General features: G+C 36.1%; 13 protein-coding genes and 1 riboswitch. Of the genes, 4 read left to right on the top strand and 9 right to left on the bottom strand.

The genetic code is table 11. The features are described 5' to 3' along the window. Positions 1-10: 10 nt before the first annotated feature. The 3 genes from ACLBXA_RS24200 (at position 11) to ACLBXA_RS24210 (ending at position 3,821) form a co-directional block, all read left to right on the top strand. On the top strand, positions 11-586 hold the full coding sequence (locus ACLBXA_RS24200; RefSeq protein ID WP_001243468.1) for a hypothetical protein: 576 nt from the start codon (positions 11-13) through the stop codon (positions 584-586). A 219-nt stretch (positions 587-805) separates the two neighbouring features. Then, positions 806-925: riboswitch (glycine riboswitch) on the top strand. 108 nt (positions 926-1,033) lie between these two features. Then, positions 1,034-2,401 (top strand): alanine/glycine:cation symporter family protein, encoded by a 1,368-nt coding sequence (locus ACLBXA_RS24205; RefSeq protein ID WP_000451017.1) that lies wholly within the window; start codon positions 1,034-1,036, stop codon positions 2,399-2,401. Positions 2,402-2,627: 226 nt separating this feature from the next. Continuing rightward, entirely contained in the window at positions 2,628-3,821 is a 1,194-nt protein-coding gene (locus ACLBXA_RS24210) for a S8 family peptidase (RefSeq protein WP_086391109.1), read from the top strand. 91 nt (positions 3,822-3,912) lie between these two features. Here ACLBXA_RS24210 and ACLBXA_RS24215 read toward each other — a convergent pair whose 3' ends face one another. Both ACLBXA_RS24215 and ACLBXA_RS24220 read right to left on the bottom strand, forming a co-directional pair. Next, positions 3,913-4,437: a DinB family protein gene (locus ACLBXA_RS24215; RefSeq protein WP_000656265.1), complete on the bottom strand. Its 525-nt coding sequence runs from the start codon at positions 4,435-4,437 to the stop codon at positions 3,913-3,915. Positions 4,438-4,451: 14 nt separating this feature from the next. Further along, the gene (locus ACLBXA_RS24220; RefSeq protein WP_000577287.1) at positions 4,452-5,219 is read right to left on the bottom strand and encodes a DUF3891 family protein; all 768 of its coding nucleotides are present in this window, start codon (positions 5,217-5,219) and stop codon (positions 4,452-4,454) included. 204 nt (positions 5,220-5,423) lie between these two features. Here ACLBXA_RS24220 and ACLBXA_RS24225 point away from each other — a divergent pair, with 204 nt between their 5' ends. Continuing rightward, positions 5,424-5,696 carry an HU family DNA-binding protein gene (locus ACLBXA_RS24225; protein WP_001043905.1) on the top strand — a complete coding sequence of 91 codons (273 nt, stop codon included), beginning with the start codon at positions 5,424-5,426 and terminating at the stop codon, positions 5,694-5,696. Between the two features lie 38 nt (positions 5,697-5,734). Here ACLBXA_RS24225 and ACLBXA_RS24230 read toward each other — a convergent pair whose 3' ends face one another. Genes ACLBXA_RS24230 through ACLBXA_RS24260 form a run of 7 tightly spaced genes read right to left on the bottom strand, consistent with a single transcriptional unit; the run spans position 5,735 to position 18,485 of the window. Further along, a complete protein-coding gene (locus ACLBXA_RS24230) occupies positions 5,735-6,277 on the bottom strand; it encodes a hypothetical protein (protein WP_000959120.1) in 543 nt (180 codons plus the stop codon). A gap of 24 nt (positions 6,278-6,301) precedes the next feature. Then, entirely contained in the window at positions 6,302-7,051 is a 750-nt protein-coding gene (sfp, locus tag ACLBXA_RS24235; RefSeq protein WP_000573014.1) for a 4'-phosphopantetheinyl transferase Sfp, read from the bottom strand. 57 nt (positions 7,052-7,108) lie between these two features. Next, a complete protein-coding gene (locus ACLBXA_RS24240) occupies positions 7,109-8,539 on the bottom strand; it encodes an MDR family MFS transporter (protein ID WP_000644938.1) in 1,431 nt (476 codons plus the stop codon). Then, positions 8,539-8,763 carry an MbtH family protein gene (locus tag ACLBXA_RS24245; protein WP_000184057.1) on the bottom strand — a complete coding sequence of 75 codons (225 nt, stop codon included), beginning with the start codon at positions 8,761-8,763 and terminating at the stop codon, positions 8,539-8,541. Before ACLBXA_RS24245 ends, ACLBXA_RS24240 begins: the two co-directional genes overlap by 1 nt. Beyond that, entirely contained in the window at positions 8,760-15,917 is a 7,158-nt protein-coding gene (locus ACLBXA_RS24250; RefSeq protein WP_001133919.1) for an amino acid adenylation domain-containing protein, read from the bottom strand. The genes ACLBXA_RS24245 and ACLBXA_RS24250 overlap by 4 nt, the downstream gene beginning before the upstream one ends. A gap of 33 nt (positions 15,918-15,950) precedes the next feature. Beyond that, a complete protein-coding gene (locus tag ACLBXA_RS24255) occupies positions 15,951-16,844 on the bottom strand; it encodes an isochorismatase family protein (RefSeq protein ID WP_001007264.1) in 894 nt (297 codons plus the stop codon). Positions 16,845-16,868: 24 nt separating this feature from the next. Continuing rightward, entirely contained in the window at positions 16,869-18,485 is a 1,617-nt protein-coding gene (locus tag ACLBXA_RS24260; protein ID WP_000960110.1) for a (2,3-dihydroxybenzoyl)adenylate synthase, read from the bottom strand. Between the last annotated feature and the right edge of the window lie 7 nt (positions 18,486-18,492).

Below are 18,492 nucleotides of genomic sequence, written 5' to 3' on the forward strand. Positions count from 1 at the left end.
GCGTTACTCATTGAGGAATTTTTTTTCAAAAAAATGGTCAGTTGTAATTTCTATTTTTATTATTGCCAGTACGATTTTCTACACAATGATAGATAAAAATCATAACAAAAAAGCCACGGTAGAAACAATTGATACAAAAACATTCAAAACTAACCTGCAACCTAAAATAGATGAGTTAACTACAAATTATAATGACATCATCGAGAAAGATTGGTTGCCTGCTTGGGAGGATATTAATATAAACGAAGATTCGGTTGACAGGACTAAACTATTAAGTACAATGATTTCTGTTTCAAAGCAATATGAAACAATCATAAAAGAAATTGACACCCTACAAATTGAAGAAAACATAGTAGAAGTACATATACAAAAGCAACTAACCTATTTCACAACTGAATTTAAAACCGCATCTAACTTCATGAAAAATGCAGCAGATTTGATTATAACTGGAGCCAATAGCTCTACTCCAGCTAATGAAATAATTGAAAATGCTAAACACTCTTTAGAACTTGCCGATCAACTTATTGTCATCGCTTTATCCACCTTAGCTGAAGTTGAGGATAAATTAGGACTTTTGAAAAAATAGCATTCTTTACTATTTTAAAATAAAAAAATGATTGCATTTCATTAATTGTATAACTATAATGTTTTTATTGATTCTATACACATTCAATGCGTATAAGTTATTAATTTTATAATTCGGATGAACCATTCAGGAGAAGGTCTATTGATCTACCGACGGGGCAAAAAGTTGTAAAACCAACTTTGAAACTCTCAGGTCTTGGTTACAAGTAGAACTGCATGGGGACGAATCTCTGGAGAGACTCCCTTTCGCTTTATATAGCGCAGAGGAAAACGAGCACCGAAGGAGCAAATCCGCTACTATAGCGGATAATCTCTCAGGTAAAAGGACAGAGACAAGCGAAAGAAAATGCCGATTTGTATCGGTTTATTTTTCTATCCCTTGTTTCTCCAGAGACCATTTCATTTACTTGAAGTGGTTTTTATTTTTTTCTAAAAAAGGAGAATACAGATGGAGACAGTAAGTAAAGTGTTAGAACAAATCAATCACTATGTGTGGGGACTACCAACGTTGTTGTTACTCGTTGGTACTGGTATCATTCTCACAGTGCGTTTAAAAGGTTTACAGTTTAGTAAACTATTATACGCTCACAAACTAGCTTTTAAAAAATCAGAAGATACATCTTCTTCTGGAGATATTAGCCACTTCCAAGCGCTTATGACAGCTATGGCGGCAACGATTGGTATGGGAAATATCGCTGGTGTTGCAACAGCTGTGACAATCGGTGGTCCCGGTGCAATCTTTTGGATGTGGATTACTGCTTTGTTCGGGATGGCAACAAAGTATGCCGAAGCAATTCTTGCGGTGAAATACCGTGTTAGTAATGAAAATGGCGAATATTCGGGTGGACCAATGTACTATTTAGAACGTGGTTTAGGAAAGAAATGGCTTGCTGTTTTATTCGCCATATTCGGTACAACTGCTTCTTTCGGTATCGGTAATATGGTGCAATCTAACTCAGTTGCAGAGGCAATGCGAATTAATTTCTCTTTCCCCCCTGCTCTAACTGGTATATTGATGTCGTTTTTAATCGCTATTGTTATTTTAGGCGGAGTTAAAAAAATCGGGAAAGTGACAGGATATATCGTTCCTATTAAAGCTTTCTTTTATATCATTGCTGGCCTTATTATTATTTTCTATCACTACGATCAAATTCCAGAAGCATTTTCACTTATTTTTTCTGGTGCATTTACTGGTACTGCAGCTGCTGGTGGTTTTATCGGAGCAACAGTTGCATCAGCTATTCAAATCGGAATGGCGCGCGGTGTATTTGCGAACGAGGCTGGTTTAGGGAGTGCCCCTATTGCCGCGGCGGCTGCAAAAACAGATTCACCTGCAAAGCAAGCATTAGTTTCTATGACCGGTACTTTTCTAGATACGTTTATTGTATGTACAATTACAGGACTTGTATTAATTACAACAGGTGCATGGAAATCAGGTAAAACTGGCGTTGAAGCTACAACACTTGCATTCCAATCTGTATTCGGTACTGCTGGTAGTATGATTCTCGGTATCGCAATTATTTTATTTGCCTACTCTACTATTTTAGGCTGGTCGTATTATGGAGAAAAATGTGTAGCTTATTTATTCGGAGAAAGTGCTGTTAAATATTATAAAGCAATCTTTATCATCATGATTGCTATTGGTGCGAATTTAAAATTAGGCATCGTATGGACATTTGCGGATATTGCAAATGGACTTATGGCAATTCCAAACTTAATTGGTCTAATTGGATTAAGTAGTATTGTTGTCGCTGAAACGAATCGCTTTTTACAAGCAGAGAAATTAAAAGAAAGTCATAAAAAACAGGCAAGTTAATCAATAATAAAGGAATGACTCATACATAATGAGCATTCCTTTTTTTGTTTTCTTACTCAGTAAATATCATTAAAAATATATTTATATCAATCTTTCCCTTTTTTATTCCACTAAAAGTTTTTCACATAAATGACATAAATCGTATGGTCTAACTATATAGTTGAAAAGGAATGCGACATTAAAGCGTCGCTGAAAAACTTATCCAAGAAAAGGGAGGAAAAATCTTTTGAAAAACAAAATCATTGTTTTCCTATCTGTTTTATCATTTATTATTGGTGGTTTCTTCATTAACACGAATACTTCAAGCGCTGAAACATCATCTACTGATTACGTTCCTAACCAATTAATCGTTAAGTTCAAGCAAAATGCATCTTTAAGTAACGTGCAATCTTTTCATAAATCTGTCGGAGCTAATGTCTTATCTAAAGATGATAAGTTAGGTTTTGAAGTCGTTCAATTTTCGAAAGGTACTGTAAAAGAAAAAATAAAGAGTTATAAAAATAATCCAGATGTAGAATATGCAGAACCGAATTATTACGTTCACGCCTTTTGGACTCCGAACGACCCATATTTTAAAAATCAATATGGATTGCAAAAGATTCAAGCTCCACAAGCTTGGGATAGCCAACGAAGTGATCCTGGTGTAAAAGTAGCTATTATTGATACAGGAGTTCAAGGCTCACACCCTGATTTGGCTTCGAAAGTAATTTACGGGCATGATTATGTTGATAACGACAATACATCTGATGATGGTAATGGTCATGGTACACATTGCGCTGGAATTACTGGAGCCCTTACGAATAACAGTGTCGGAATTGCTGGTGTTGCCCCACAAACTTCAATTTATGCTGTCCGCGTATTAGATAATCAAGGAAGTGGTACACTTGATGCTGTAGCGCAAGGTATTCGAGAAGCTGCTGATTCGGGGGCAAAAGTAATTAGTTTAAGTTTAGGAGCTCCAAATGGTGGTACTGCATTACAACAAGCCGTTCAATATGCATGGAATAAAGGCTCTGTTATAGTTGCAGCTGCTGGAAATGCTGGAAATACAAAAGCTAATTACCCTGCTTATTACAGCGAAGTAATTGCAGTTGCTTCTACAGATCAAGCAGATAAGAAATCTTCATTTTCTACTTATGGTAGCTGGGTAGATGTTGCAGCACCAGGTTCAAATATATACTCCACTTATAAAGGAAGCTCGTATCAATCATTAAGTGGTACTTCTATGGCAACACCTCATGTTGCAGGAGTCGCTGCTCTTTTAGCAAATCAAGGATATAGCAATACACAAATTCGCCAAATTATTGAGTCAACTTCTGATAAAATTAGTGGTACAGGTACGTACTGGAAAAATGGTAGAGTCAATGCATTTAAGGCTGTACAATACGCTAAGCAATTACAAGAAAATAAAGCTTCTTAAGAAAACTTTAATCAGTCGATCTACCATGAATGCGGAATAAAATAGAAGGAGAGACTTCTATAATTAAAGCCTCTCCTTCTTACAAACTATATTACTCTCCCTGCTTTTTAACCATATGTAAATACAGTACAAAATCCATCATTGTCGACGAATGACCAAGTTGACGAATCATCGCTGTTATATTTCCTCTATGATATGTACCATGATTTACGACATGTTGTACTAACTCTAAAATTGAAGTTTCTAATGCCCCTGCATATGGGTTCTCAATAACAAATACAGCATTCACGTCTTGTATTGTAATTAAAAAGTCTTTATATTGATTTGCCATGTTTTCAAACATTTTTTCTAATTCATGTAACGATTTAGTTTCAATTTGTTTTCGTAAATCTTCTCGGTCTTGTATTGCTTCATTCATACTTTTACCATGCAATATGTGTAACCACACTTGATCTGTAATATAAATATGCACAAAAGTATCCTTAATGGATGGGAATACACTCTGTATCTGCTCATTAAAAATTGTCTCATAGTTTGGTAACTCTTTTAATCGATTGAATAATCTAGTATTAGCCCAAGCATGGTAATCACACTGTTTTAATATATAATCTTTCAATTTATATTACCTCCTTATTGTATGAAACGAATGGTTTGTTTCTTCATTTCCGATTCTCTATCAGCCTTTGCAATCCCTTTTCCTTTCATTTCATGTTTATTTATCGTTTTATATTTTACATACGTATGAAATTCCGTTTGAAATGGAAATGGTGTAATCCGAATTGTTTCCTCGTCCACCCATTCAGCTTGAATAAGTTTCTCCTCCTTACTATTAAACATTTCTGTTCCTTCAAAACCATCTTTAAATAAATCAATTTCATCTTTCTTTTTTACACCAGGTTTATTCATACATACGTATAAAGAAAGTTCATCACAAAACTTTAATAATCTATAATATTTATCAAACATCGCAAACTGTTCCTTTGTTAACGTTTTCAAAATTCTTTTTTGTCGTTCTAATTCATGTTTATAAAATGACATCATCTCTTCATCTTCCTCGTTTAGTGGAAATGATAAAAAATGTTTACTGCAAAGCAATGCCCCGTATGGATTAGAATTTTCAATTTCATTCAAACCAATCGTATAAAAAACAAAACGTAATGGGCTTGGACAATCCATAAATGTATATGGAATATTTTTAGCATCATTCAAAATTGGTACTTTATCAAGCTCTATCCATCCTCTGTCATGCTCATATATTGCATCAACTGTTTCTTTTAAATATGTTTTACCTTCAAAAAAGTCCTCTTTTATATGCTTTGCAATCTCTCCAGCTAAAAAACCATGATCATGTTGACGAATTAATATACTTTCCTTCTCATTTTTTTCACGAAAAATCATTCCTATACTCCCCCTCATCCTCATACTTAAGCTTTTTATATGCATCGATTCTTAATTAATCCCTAAATAATAGAAGGGATTCAGTCTCTTGCAACGAAATTAACATAATTATATAGTATTCTTTCTAATCATAGTGATAGCTTTATCTTTACTATCTATTATACTAAAACATTCATTCCAAAAATTTTTTTATGAGGTGAAAACATGAACAAAACAGAATTAATTAAAAACGTAGCACAATCAGCTGATATTTCTCAAAAGGACGCTTCTGCAGCTGTACAATCCGTATTTGACACAATTGCTAATGCATTACAATCTGGCGATAAAGTTCAATTAATCGGATTTGGAACTTTTGAAGTGCGCGAAAGATCTGCTCGTACAGGACGTAATCCGCAAACTGGCGAAGAAATTCAAATCGCAGCTGGTAAAGTTCCTGCATTTAAAGCAGGTAAAGAATTAAAAGAAGCTGTTAAATAAACAAGAAACCAGCCATTTTATAGGCTGGTTTCTTGTTTTTATTTAAGCAATTGCTTTATATTCTCTGCATGGTACACTTCACAAATATAAAATACACATTTGCAGTTACTTACAATTTGATACTTTCTAGTTGGATACACATTCGCTGTAACAGAACATCCATCAAACAATTCGATAATATTTCCAGATGGCTGATATCCTTCATATAATACGTTTCTTCTTACTTCCATCTTTTCTATAAGCTTTTCAACAGGAATATTTCCACTCTCTAATTCACTCTTTATTGCGTCCGGTAAAAACGAAGTGTCTGCAAAAATTAGATTTTCAGATAAAACCTTACCTTTATAACTAACATTAGATACACGGTAAAGAAATGTTCCATCTTTATCAAAGAAATTCTTTGCTTCTTTCGGAATGTACTGTCTACCAAGTGCCTCTTGTTCAAGAACATCAAACTGAACTGTATCATTTAAAAGCTTTTCTAAAGCGTGAATGGATGATGTATCTCCAGAAAATAAAATATTTTTAATTGCTTGTATATTATAAGTGAATTCATTCTTTCTATTTTCCGCCACTAACATGAGGAACACCTCTTCTATAATTTTTTATTTAAGATTTAAAAGTGCTACCGCGTCTAATTGCGTAATTTCAGTCACTTCCTTACTGAATATTGCAACAGAAGCCATATAATCTAAACTAGGCCTTACATCTTCCATCATTGTATTATTTGCCAACTCTTGCTTATCCTTAAAAACTAACAATCTTGGAGGATTATTTGGAGCTGATACTGTAATATGTACTGGTGGAATCATTAGTCCTTCACCTGTCGCTTTCAACACCGCTTCTTTTCGAGTCCAATATGTTAAAAAACCTTCTATTTTCTGTTCATTTGGCAGTTTCATAACTTGTGCTATTTCAATGTCTGTTAATACACCTTCTGCCATTTTCATAACATCTACATTTGGATTCATTTGTTCTACATCTATGCCAACAGGTGCAGATTTTGTAAATGCAACGACAACCCACTCACCTGAATGCGAAACAGATAATTGCGGCATACCTTCTGGTAATTGTGGTCTTCCATGCTGCAATTTACATACGGAACACATTCGATCAATTGGTACTTGGACTGGTGACATAGAAAGTATCTTGCCGAGAACTAATCTACTAATTACGCAACCTATTATAAAACGAGCTCGATCTGCCGAATGATGATACGAATTTGCTTTCTCTCGCTCTATATTATTTAGTAAATTGTAATGCCATGATTGTAAATCTGAAATTCTTGCCCACCATATTTGACAATCATTCTCATTCAAAGTTGGAATAGAATCTACAACTTTACTTTCTATCATGTAAACTCTCCTTTATTCAACGAATATCAATTTTCATAAAAAAGCATACGTATATTGTTACTCATTGACAAGTACTTTCTCTTTTTCTGATACTGATAATGTTTTTTCTTTCTTCTTTGACATTACCTCTTTATCGGAAATACGTAAAGAAAATAGTAGTGCTATAAGCAAAAATATTGCTGATCCAATTAATGCTGCTTGATATGGTAAAAAATCGGATTGAACGTTATTACTTCCAAAACCAGCTAGTATACTAGCTAAAACAGCTACTCCTATTGCTGAACCTAATCGATTTTGCACATTGAATATAGTAGTCGCTCTCCCCATAGAAGGCGGCGTGATATTGTTAAAGGCAGAAAATTGAACCGCACCGACAGATTGACCTAAGAAAATACCAATGCCAAACAATAATGCCCGGATTTGCCACGGATTCGTATCGTGATTTACAAAACTCAATAAAACAAATATAACCGCCGTACATATTAATCCAATAGAAATTACCTTTCGAGCTCCTAATTTCTTATATGACCATGGCACAATTTGTGAAGAAATCATTAATCCAATCGCCTCTGGAAATGTCGTAAGTCCTGATTCTAGCGCGGAAACTCCTATCACATTTTGATACATAAGTGGAAAAACAAATAACATTCCTAATAAACCAGCTGATGAAAATAATGATATAATGCTCATCTTTCTAAATACTGGTTCTTTTAATAAGCGTAAATCTAACATCGGTTGCTTTACTTTCAGTTCTACGATTATAAACAACGCAATGAATACAAGCCCAGCTACCCCGGTACTCATAATTTCTGGAGAAATCCACCCTTTTGATGGTCCCTGGCTGAGTGCATATATGAGCATCGCAAATCCTGGTGCTGATAAAATAAAGCCAAGAGAATCAAAGCGACCAGCTGATTTTTCAACATGCTCTGCTAAAAATAGAAGTCCAAATAGCAATGCAACGATTCCAAACGGTACATTAATATAAAATGCCCAACGCCAAGACATTTGATCTACAAAGAAACCACCGATGATAGGCCCAACTGCTGGCGCTACAGCAATTGGAAGTACAATGAACCGGGAAATCTTCGGTCTTTCCTTTGGTGAAAATGTTCGAAATAACATCGCCATTCCGACCGGTGTTAAAAGCCCTCCACCAGCACCTTGAATGATACGAAAAATATTCAATGAAGTAATATCGTTAGCCATTCCGCATAAAGCAGAAGCGATTGTAAATACGAAAAGAGCAATTAAAAATACTCTTTTCGTCCCAAAACGATCTCCTAACCAACCAGAAATCGGAAGGAAAACAGCTAAACTAACTAAATACCCAACATTAACCGTCCCCATTGCAGATGCAGGTACTTGTAGTTCTCTACTTATCGTTTGCAGTGCTACATTTACAATCGTTGCGTCCATCGCAGCCATAAACATCGCAGTTATATACACGATACTTACAACTACTTTTGGATTTAGTTTTGCTTTCATTATCGTTTTCCTGCTAATGTTTTTTCGCGAACTTGATTACTTTTCGGATTCAAATCTTTCCAGTTATATTCAACATATTCCAAGCAGCTCTGCCTACTAGCTTCTTCATATACGACATTCCAGCCAATAGGTACATCGAGAAAAGCAGGCCAGAGAGAATACTGGCCCTCCTCATTTATTAATACTTTATATGTGTAATTATCATTTTCAAATGGATTCGTCATACTCTACTTACCCCTTTCTTATTCTGCAAATATTTCGCTAATACTTGTCCAATTTCCGTGAGTGGACCTGGCTGACATAGATCTTTATGTCTACAATCAATATCGTGCTGCACAATTTGCCCGTCTAAATAATTTAGCCACGTATTTGGAGAAATAGGATCAAACCAATCTGGTATAACAGTAGATCTAAAGAATAAGATATCTCCGTTATAAACTTTCGGTACATACTTCCCTAACAACCCTACTGAATTTACATATGTTTCTTTCAAATTCAATATAGTCTCTTCTTCAAGACTTGCTAATGCACTTCCATCTTTACGAAGGATTTCAACTGCACTTTCCATTGTAAGTGGTTTACCATCCATGTTATCTGGGTCATATCCGCCTAAAGCAAGTAATGCTATTAACGCTTCCTCTTCAGTAGGCGCTTCCGTATTCGGTAAGAAGTGTCCAGGATAAGAATCAAGCATAACGAGTAATTCTACTTCTTCCCCTCCATTTTGTAGTTGCGCCGCCATTGCATGCACAACATTTCCTCCAAGCGACCAGCCTAGTAAACGATATGGTCCATGAGGCTGTACTTCACGAACGTGTTTCAAGTAATCCGCCGCCATCTCCTCTAAAGTTTTTGGAAGTTCTTCATTTTTAGCAATACCACGTGCTTGTACACCATAGATTGGATAATCTGTTCCTAAAGATTTCATAAGTCCTGCATAGCACCAACTTAATCCACCTGCTGGATGTACACAAAATAGTGGTAATTGATCCCCGCTTGCTCGTAATGGAAGCAACACATCAAGTGCACTTTGACCATTCCCCATCTCAAGTCTTTCAGCTAACCCTGCAACAGTCGGTGCTGCAAATAAAGTACCAATGTTTAGTTCCACTCCAAGCGCCTCTTTAATGCGGCTCATAAGCTGTACTGCAAGGAGTGAATGCCCACCAAGATCAAAAAATCCGTCATCAATTCCAATTTGAGGTACACTTAGCACTTCTGTAAACAAGTCACATAACATTTCTTCTTGCGGTGTTCTTGGACCACGACTAGAAGATGATGCGATAAATTCTGGAGCTGGCAATGCCTTTCTATCTAATTTACCGTTTGGAGTTAAAGGTAACTCATTTACTACTACAAAAGCGTATGGAACCATATAATCTGGTAAACTACCACTAGCAAACTGACGCATTTCATTCGTATCAATCTCTTCATCATTTGATGCGACGATATAAGAAACTAACCGTTTATCCCCTGGTTGATCTTCCCGTACAATAACGGCTACTTGCTCAACTTTAGGGTGCTTCATTATGACTGCTTCTATTTCTCCTAATTCAATTCGGAATCCACGAATTTTTATTTGATGATCTGCACGTCCTATATAATCTAGCGTCCCATCTTTACGCCAGCGAGCTAAGTCTCCTGTACGATACATTCTTGTACCTGGCTTGCCAAATGGATCTGCGATAAAGCGTTCAGCCGTTAATCCTGCTCTTCCTAAATATCCACGCGCAAGCCCTGCACCTGCAACATACATTTCTCCAACTACTCCAGGTGGCACTGGTTGTAAATAGTTGTCTAACACATACACTTTAAGGTCAGGTATACTGCACCCAATTAAACTATTTGCTCGTAAAGAGACGATAGTTTCATCTAATTCAATATAACTAACATGCACTGTCGTCTCCGTAATACCGTACATATTAATAAGCTTTGGTGCATTATGAGGATGTCGACTATACCAATCTTCTAAGCGACTTAGCTCAAGTGCTTCTCCTCCAAAAACAACATATCGTAAAGATAATTTTTGGCCAATCTCTTCATTTTCACGATCTGCTTGCATCAATTGATAGAACGCTGATGGAGTTTGATTTAAAACCGTAACCTTTTCTTTAACAAGAAGCTGTAAAAATTCTTTCGGCGAGCGACTTACAGTATGTGGCACTACAACTAAACGCCCTCCGTATAATAAAGGTCCCCAAATTTCCCAAACCGAGAAATCAAAAGCGTATGAATGGAACATCGTCCAAACATCGTTTCCGTCAAACTGGAACCAATGATCAGTTGCCCCTAAAAGTCTTACTACATTTTGATGAGGTATCATAACGCCTTTCGGTCTACCCGTTGAGCCTGATGTATAAATAACGTAAGCAATATGTGATGGAGATAATGGCTTAATTCGTTCCACTTCATCAATATTGTCTTCACTATATTTCTCAACTTCTGCTATTACTTTCACATCATCAACTAAAACTTTTAGTGCCTCGTCACATTCAATTTCCACTTCTGAATTCGTTAAAACACATGATGGTTTCGCATCGTGTAGCATAAATGAAATACGATCTGCTGGGTAATCTGGATCTAACGGAAGGTATCCAGCACCCGCTTTAAGAACAGCTAATAAGCTTACCACCATGTTTAATGATCTTGGCATCGCTAAAGCAACGAGTTGATCAGGACCAATCCCTTTTGCTATTAGGAATCGAGCTATTTTATTTGCTTTTCTATTTAACTCTTCATAAGTTAATTTCTTATCTTCAAAGACAACAGCAATAGAATTTGGATTTATATGAGACTGTTTTTCAAATAATTGTGGCAATGTCATTTCTGGTGCAATTTGAAAACCACCATTCCACTTTTCTAATACTGTATTTTTCTCTGCTAAAGTTAATATTTCTAATCTGCCAATGGATTGATCCGGATTTGTCGCCGCATCATCTAATAACAAAATGAATCGTTCTATTAGTTTTTGAACCGTTTCACGTTTATATAAATCGGTACTAAACTCTAGTAATCCATGTAAACCGTTCGGAGTACCATCATCCCCGTTACTCTCACTAATTTCAAATGTTAAATCAAATTTTGCAGAACCGACGCTTTGAATTTCAAGGCTCGCTTCTAAACCTGGTACATGAAACGTTGCTTCTGGTGTATTTTGAAAAGCTAACATAACCTGAAACAACGGGTGGCTGTTTCGAGTACGTACTGGATTTAACACTTCAACAAGCCTTTCAAATGGAACATCTTGATTTTCATAAGCTGCAAGATTTACCTGCTTCACTCTATTTAATAATTCTTTAAAACTTGGATCTCCTGAAGTATTTGTACGTAACACTAATGTATTTACAAATAAACCAACAATATCTGAAAGTACATCATCATTTCTTCCAGCAATGGGACTTCCAATTGGTATATCAGTGCCTGCACCTAATCTTGTAAATAGTGCACTAAGCCCTGCTTGTAACACCATAAACAAACTAACTCCATTTTTACGTGCAAGCTCTACTAACCTACTATGCATACCTTCATCTATATGAAAATGAATTGTTTCCCCGCGGTAACTCGTCTCAATTGGACGCTGGAAATCTGTAGGTAACTCCATTTGATCTGGTAAACCTTTAAGTTCTTCTTTCCAAAAATCTAATTGTGTTGAAATAAGACTCTCTGGTGTCGTTTCATCACCTAGCAATTGTTGTTGCCAAAGTGCATAATCTGCGTATTGAACTGGAAGTGTCTCCAGCTGAACTCTGTCACCTTGACATCGTGCTTTATACGCCGCTGTAAAATCTCTCGTTAACGGCTGTAATGACCAGCCATCACCTACAATATGATGTAATAAAATTAATAATACATGTTCGTTTTCACTCACTGTAAAAAGTTGCAAACGAACTGCCGGCTCAATATCGAGGTTAAAACTATATCTTACCGCCTCTGAAAGTACACTTTCTAATTCATCTTTACATGTTTTTGTTATAATCATTTCTAGATTTAAGTTTTCCATATCTAAAATTTTCTGATAGGAACTACCTAATACGTTAGGGAAAATTGTTCTAAGTGTTTCATGTTTCTCAACTACATCATAAAAAGCACCTTGTAATGCTTCCTCATTCAATATTCCATTCATACGAATGACTAGCGGAATATTATAAGTAGGACTTGGACCTTCTAAACAATTTAAGAACCATAACCTGCGCTGTGCAAATGAAAGTGGAACTTCATTTGGCCTACTTGCTTTCTGAATAGCTGGTCTTGCACTTTTTGCATGGTTTAATTGTTTCGCCAGTTCGGCAACAGTTGGTGATTCAAATAGTTTCCCGATACCTAATTCCACACTTAACGTTTCACGAATTCTTGCCATTAAACGAGATGCAAGAAGGGAATGTCCACCCATTTCAAAGAAATTATCATCAATACTAATTCGAGAAACACCAAGTACTTCTGCAAATAAATCACATAATATTTCTTCTTTCGGATTTCTAGCAACCCTCTCATTGTTCATTCCATTAAAATTAGGCGCAGGTAATTTCTTTCTGTCAACCTTACCATTTGGCGTTAATGGTAATTCTTCTAGCACAACAAATGCCGATGGTATCATATAATTCGCTAAACTTTCTGAAACATAAGAACGAATTTCTGAAAGATTAATCGGTTCCTTTTCTTCTGCAATGATATATGCAATGATGCGTTTATCATTTGGACGATCTTCTCGTACCATTACTACCGCTTGTTGAATATTTTCATGTCGTTGTAATACCGTTTCAATTTCAGCTAATTCAATTCGGAATCCACGAATTTTAATTTGATGATCTGCGCGACTAATGTACTCTAACGCACCATCACTACGCCATTTCACAAGATCTCCTGTACGGTACATGCGCTTCCCTGATTCTCCATAAGGATTTGCAACAAACCGTTCAGCTGTTAACTCAGGTTTTCCTAAATATCCGCTTGCAAGTCCTTCCCCTGCAATATATAATTCACCAATAACTCCAGGTGGAACTGGTTGTAACCCTGCATCCAATACATACACTTCTGTATTGGAAATTGGCTTTCCAATAGGAGGTATACCCTTTTCACTTTCATCAATGTTCATGAAAGTAGACCAAATCGTCGTTTCAGTTGGTCCATATAAATTAGTTATTGAGCAACCTAATTCTTTTAATTTATTTGCTAAATGCGCTGGAAGAGCTTCACCACCAACAAGTATGTTTAGCCCTTGTAGCTTCTCTGGATAATCAGTTACTAACGCCTGCCAAAGCGTCGGTGTAGCCTGCATAACGGTCACTCTTTCTTCTTGTAAAAGTGTCGTTAATGCAGAAGGCTCTTGTATGTCTTCTTTTTGCGCAATTGTTAAACTTGCACCACTAATAAGAGGTAAATAAATTTCTAGAGCAGAAATATCAAACGCAAAAGTTGTAACTGCTAATAAATGATCATTTTCATTTAACGAAAACTTTTGTTGCATAGCCATTAAAAAGTTACTTAAACCTCTCATAGGAACAATTACACCTTTTGGGTTTCCTGTTGAGCCTGAAGTATATATTGTATAGGCTGGGTTTAAAAGTAATACATCATTCTTACATGCTATATTCATACGAGAATATGTATGTAACGCTAGTTTCGTTTCTTCGCCATCTAATACAATTTTTTTCATACCATTTTCTATAACTAACTTAGATGAAACAGATGAATGTGTTATGATACAAACTGGTTTTGCATCATCTACTATATAATTAACTCTTTCTGCTGGGTATTCTGGATCTATTGGTAAATATGCTGCACCAGCCTTTAAGACTGCTAGCATACTAACTACCATTTCTATTGATCTAGGGAATACTAAAGCTACAAACTGATTTGGTCGTATTCCTTCTTCTACTAAATAATGTGCTAGTTCATTCGCTCGTTCATTTAGCTCTTTATACGTAAGGTTTATACCGTCACAAGTAATCGCTAGTTTATTTGGATTTTTTTGCACTTGTTTTTCAAATGATATAGGTAGACTGATTAACTCATCATCTTCCTTCGTTTCATTCCATTCCAATAAAACCTTATGATTTTCTTCAGGCAGAGTAATATTTATTTTTCCAATCGACTCGTTTTTCTCATAATTCTTTATTACTAATTCAAATAGATTCATAAATCTTTCTTTATGCAATGCTAGCTCCGCGCCATTATATACTTCGGGATTCGCATCAAAATGAATCATTAGCTCATTTTGATCAAAACGTTTATATACATTTATCGATAAATCATCTACAGGTCCTGCTGATAAGTTATGCGTAATACCACGATTTCCAGCAAAATTAAGCCCGTAATCAAAAGGCATAACATTCACTAACGGTCCAAACAACCTTTGATTTTCACCTAGTAACTTTAAGTCTCTTCTTAATTCCTCGTGACGGTATTTATGATGACGACGTACATCTCGGATTTCTTTAGAAACTTGCTGCAATAATTCCGCAAGAGTTATATTTGGAGTTACAGTGAGACGCAGTGGTACTAAATTCATTACCATACTTGGTGTATGAATAGATACAGAACCTAGACGCCCCATCATCGGTAAACCTAAAACAATATCATTCTCACCTGTTAATTTATGCATATAAATACTTGTTACAGCGACAATGAATTCCGGCCAACTTGTTAACGAAATATTGATATCTTCTAGTAAAGTTTTCGTGCTAGAACTAGATAAATAAGCTGTTTCTCGTGAAAATCCATTTGATGTTCTCGGTGCTCGTTCTGCCAAGCTTACAACTTCTGGTTCATCAGCAAACTTTTCTAACCAAAAAGTACGATCTTCCTGAAATTGTTTAGACTCACGATACTCAATATCTTCTTGTACAACTTTTGTAAGAGAACCAAATGGCTTTTCATTCTTGTTTGTTTCTTCTATAAGTGATGTATACTCATTCGCTACCTTTTGGCTAAGAAGTGAAAATCCATAGCCATCCATCACAATGTGATGGATGCGCTGATACCAAAAGAAACGATTATTTTCAACTTGAATAAGTGCTTCCGTAAATAAAATATCTTTTTTCAAATCGACGGGCATAGATAAATCATTTTTCATCCATACTTTAGCAGCTTCTTCAGGGTTTTCTTCTTTACGAACGTCAATAAAATGCATATAAAACTGTGATTCTTCAATAACTTGCCATGGGCCAATTTCATCCTCTTCGAAGCGAACATGAAGTGCTTCTGCTTCTATTACAACTTTACGTACAGCTAATTCGAAAATTTCTTGATGAATATTTCCGTTTATTTCTACATATTCCCCAGTATTATAAATTGGGTTAAGCGGATCTAATTGTTGCGCAAACCACATACCAGACTGCGCAGATGATAACGAATGACGAATCTTTTGACTGTTAGGCATTCTTTACTACCCCTTTATTATGTAGTCTATTTGTTACAGCACCTGTGCTGTTTGTGAAGATAGTAAACTGTACCAACCTGCAACAGTTGGATGTTCTGCTAAATCTGCAAAAGTGATTTCTTTCCCTTCACGACGCCACTTCTCTACTAAACTCATAATTCTGACCGAATCAAGTCCTCTATTTAATAAGTCCTCATCAAAATCAATACTTTCTATTGGCTCACGAAGTAGTTGTGCAACTAGTTCATGCACTTCCTGTATAGTGATTCCTTCACTCTCATCACCTTTTACACTTTGCAAATCGTTTAACAGTAGGTTTGTTGATGTCGTTACTGCACATCTATTAGATGCATACTCCAATGCTTGTTTATGATGCTCTAGTGAAAAATCAGCAACTGCATCTGCTACAAAGAAGGGCTCTATACCATCCATAAATGCTTCACAAGCTGTTAAAAGACAGCCAATATGCGCATAAATACCGCAAATAATAAGTTGATCTCTTCCTCGTTCATTTAAAATTTCTAATAGATTTGTCTTTTTAAATGCACTATATCTCCATTTTGTTAGGAATATATCATCTTCATCAGGAGTAAGTTCATCAACAATTTTCTTTTTATCCGGTCCAGCAGGAATACCGTCACCCCAAAAGTCTTGTAATAAACCTCGTTGTTCTAACGTTTGCCCACCAGGTTGTGCTGTATAAACAACTGGTATACCAAGTTCCTTACATTTTTCTCTTATCATTTTAATATTTGAAATAAGTTCTACTTTTGGTGATTCTTTATCGCTATATGCATCAAGAAAATATTCTTGCATGTCATGAATTAAAAGTACTGCACGTTTCGGATCTGGTGTCCAATTCACTTTATTTTTTGGTAGTTCTGATTCAATTGGCATTTTATATACTGAAATAGATGGGATAGCCATCTAATCACTTCCTTCCGGTTTTTATTATTGTTTTACTGTAATAAGTTTTTCAGCAATGACTTTACGTAGTTCTTTTTTGCTGACTTTTCCGACTCCTGTTTGCGGGAATGATTCAATAAATTCAATTCGATCTGGAATTTTATAAGCCGCTATACCACGTTCTCTTAAAAACATTTTTAATTCACTTACAGTTGGAACTTGTCCGCGAGCTATAACAAAAGCACAGGTGCGTTCACCTAAATAATCGTCAGGCATAGATACAATTGCTACGTCATGAACCGCATCGTGTGCTAATAGATGATTTTCAACTTCTTCCGCAGCAACTTTCTCACCACCACGGTTAATTTGATCTTTATCTCTTCCTTCTACAATGATGTATCCTTGTTCATTTACTTTTACAAGATCTCCTGTGCGATAAAATCCATCCTTTGTAAATGATCGTGCATTATGCTCTTCGGCTTTATAGTAACCACGAATTGTATATGGACCTCGTGTTAATAAACTACCTACTTCGCCAGGTTTTACATCGTTGTCATTTTCATCAACAACTCGTACTTCATCGTGTGCAGACATTGGTCTACCTTGTGTATGAATAATAATTTCTTCCGGATCGTCTAATCTTGTATAGTTCACTAATCCTTCCGCCATACCGAATACTTGCTGTAACGTACATCCAAATGTAGGGCGTATACGTTTTGCAACCTCAGCACTAAACTTAGCACCACCTACTTGAATAACCTCTAGGCTCGATAAATCGGCATTACGAGAAGATGCAGCATCAAGCCAAATCATTGCTAATGGCGGAACGAGCGCTGTAATTGTAACTTTTTCTTCTTCGATAAGAGCAAATGCCTCATCTGGGCTACCACCAGTTGCCAATACCACTTTTCCACCCGCATAGAAAGTTCCAAATGTTCCTGGAGAACTCATTGGATAATTGTGTGCTACTGGAAGAACTGTCATATAGACGCTTTCTGCATTCAAATTACAAATTTCAGCGCTAACACGTAAACTATAAATATAGTCATCATGTGTTCTAGGAATTAATTTAGAAAGACCTGTTGTCCCTCCTGATAATTGGAGAAATGCAACATCACTCGGCTGAACTTCTGGCAATGAGATAGGATCCATATACAGATCATTTATGTTCACAAACTCTTCCTCTTCTCCCACTACAATTACATGTTGTAAAGTTGGCACTTTCTCTTTCACTTCTCTTGCTAGTTTTCGATAATCAAAACCGAGGGCCTTATCTGAAATAACGTAAGCGCTCGCCTCACCAAACTCACAAAAATAACTAATTTCACTACTTCGATGTGAAGGCAGTGCAAAGACAGGAAGCGCTCCAATTCGAAATAGTGCAAAACATATTTCGAAAAACTCGATAATGTTAGGTAACTGGATTACAACTCTGTCCTCTTTCTTTATTCCTAAATTCAGTAAACCTGCTGCTAAACGATCTACCTTTTTATCAAGTTCACTGTACGTTACATGCGTCTTACCGCTTACAACCGCGATTTGATCTCCATATTTCTCAGCTCGCTCTCTTAACACTCCTCCAAATGTTTCACCAAGCCAACACCCTTCTTCTCGATAACGATCGGCAAATTCTTTTGGCCATTCCCTATAACCTACTAGCATTCTTTCT

The sequence above is a fragment of the Bacillus sp. D48C genome, from assembly GCF_053345735.1.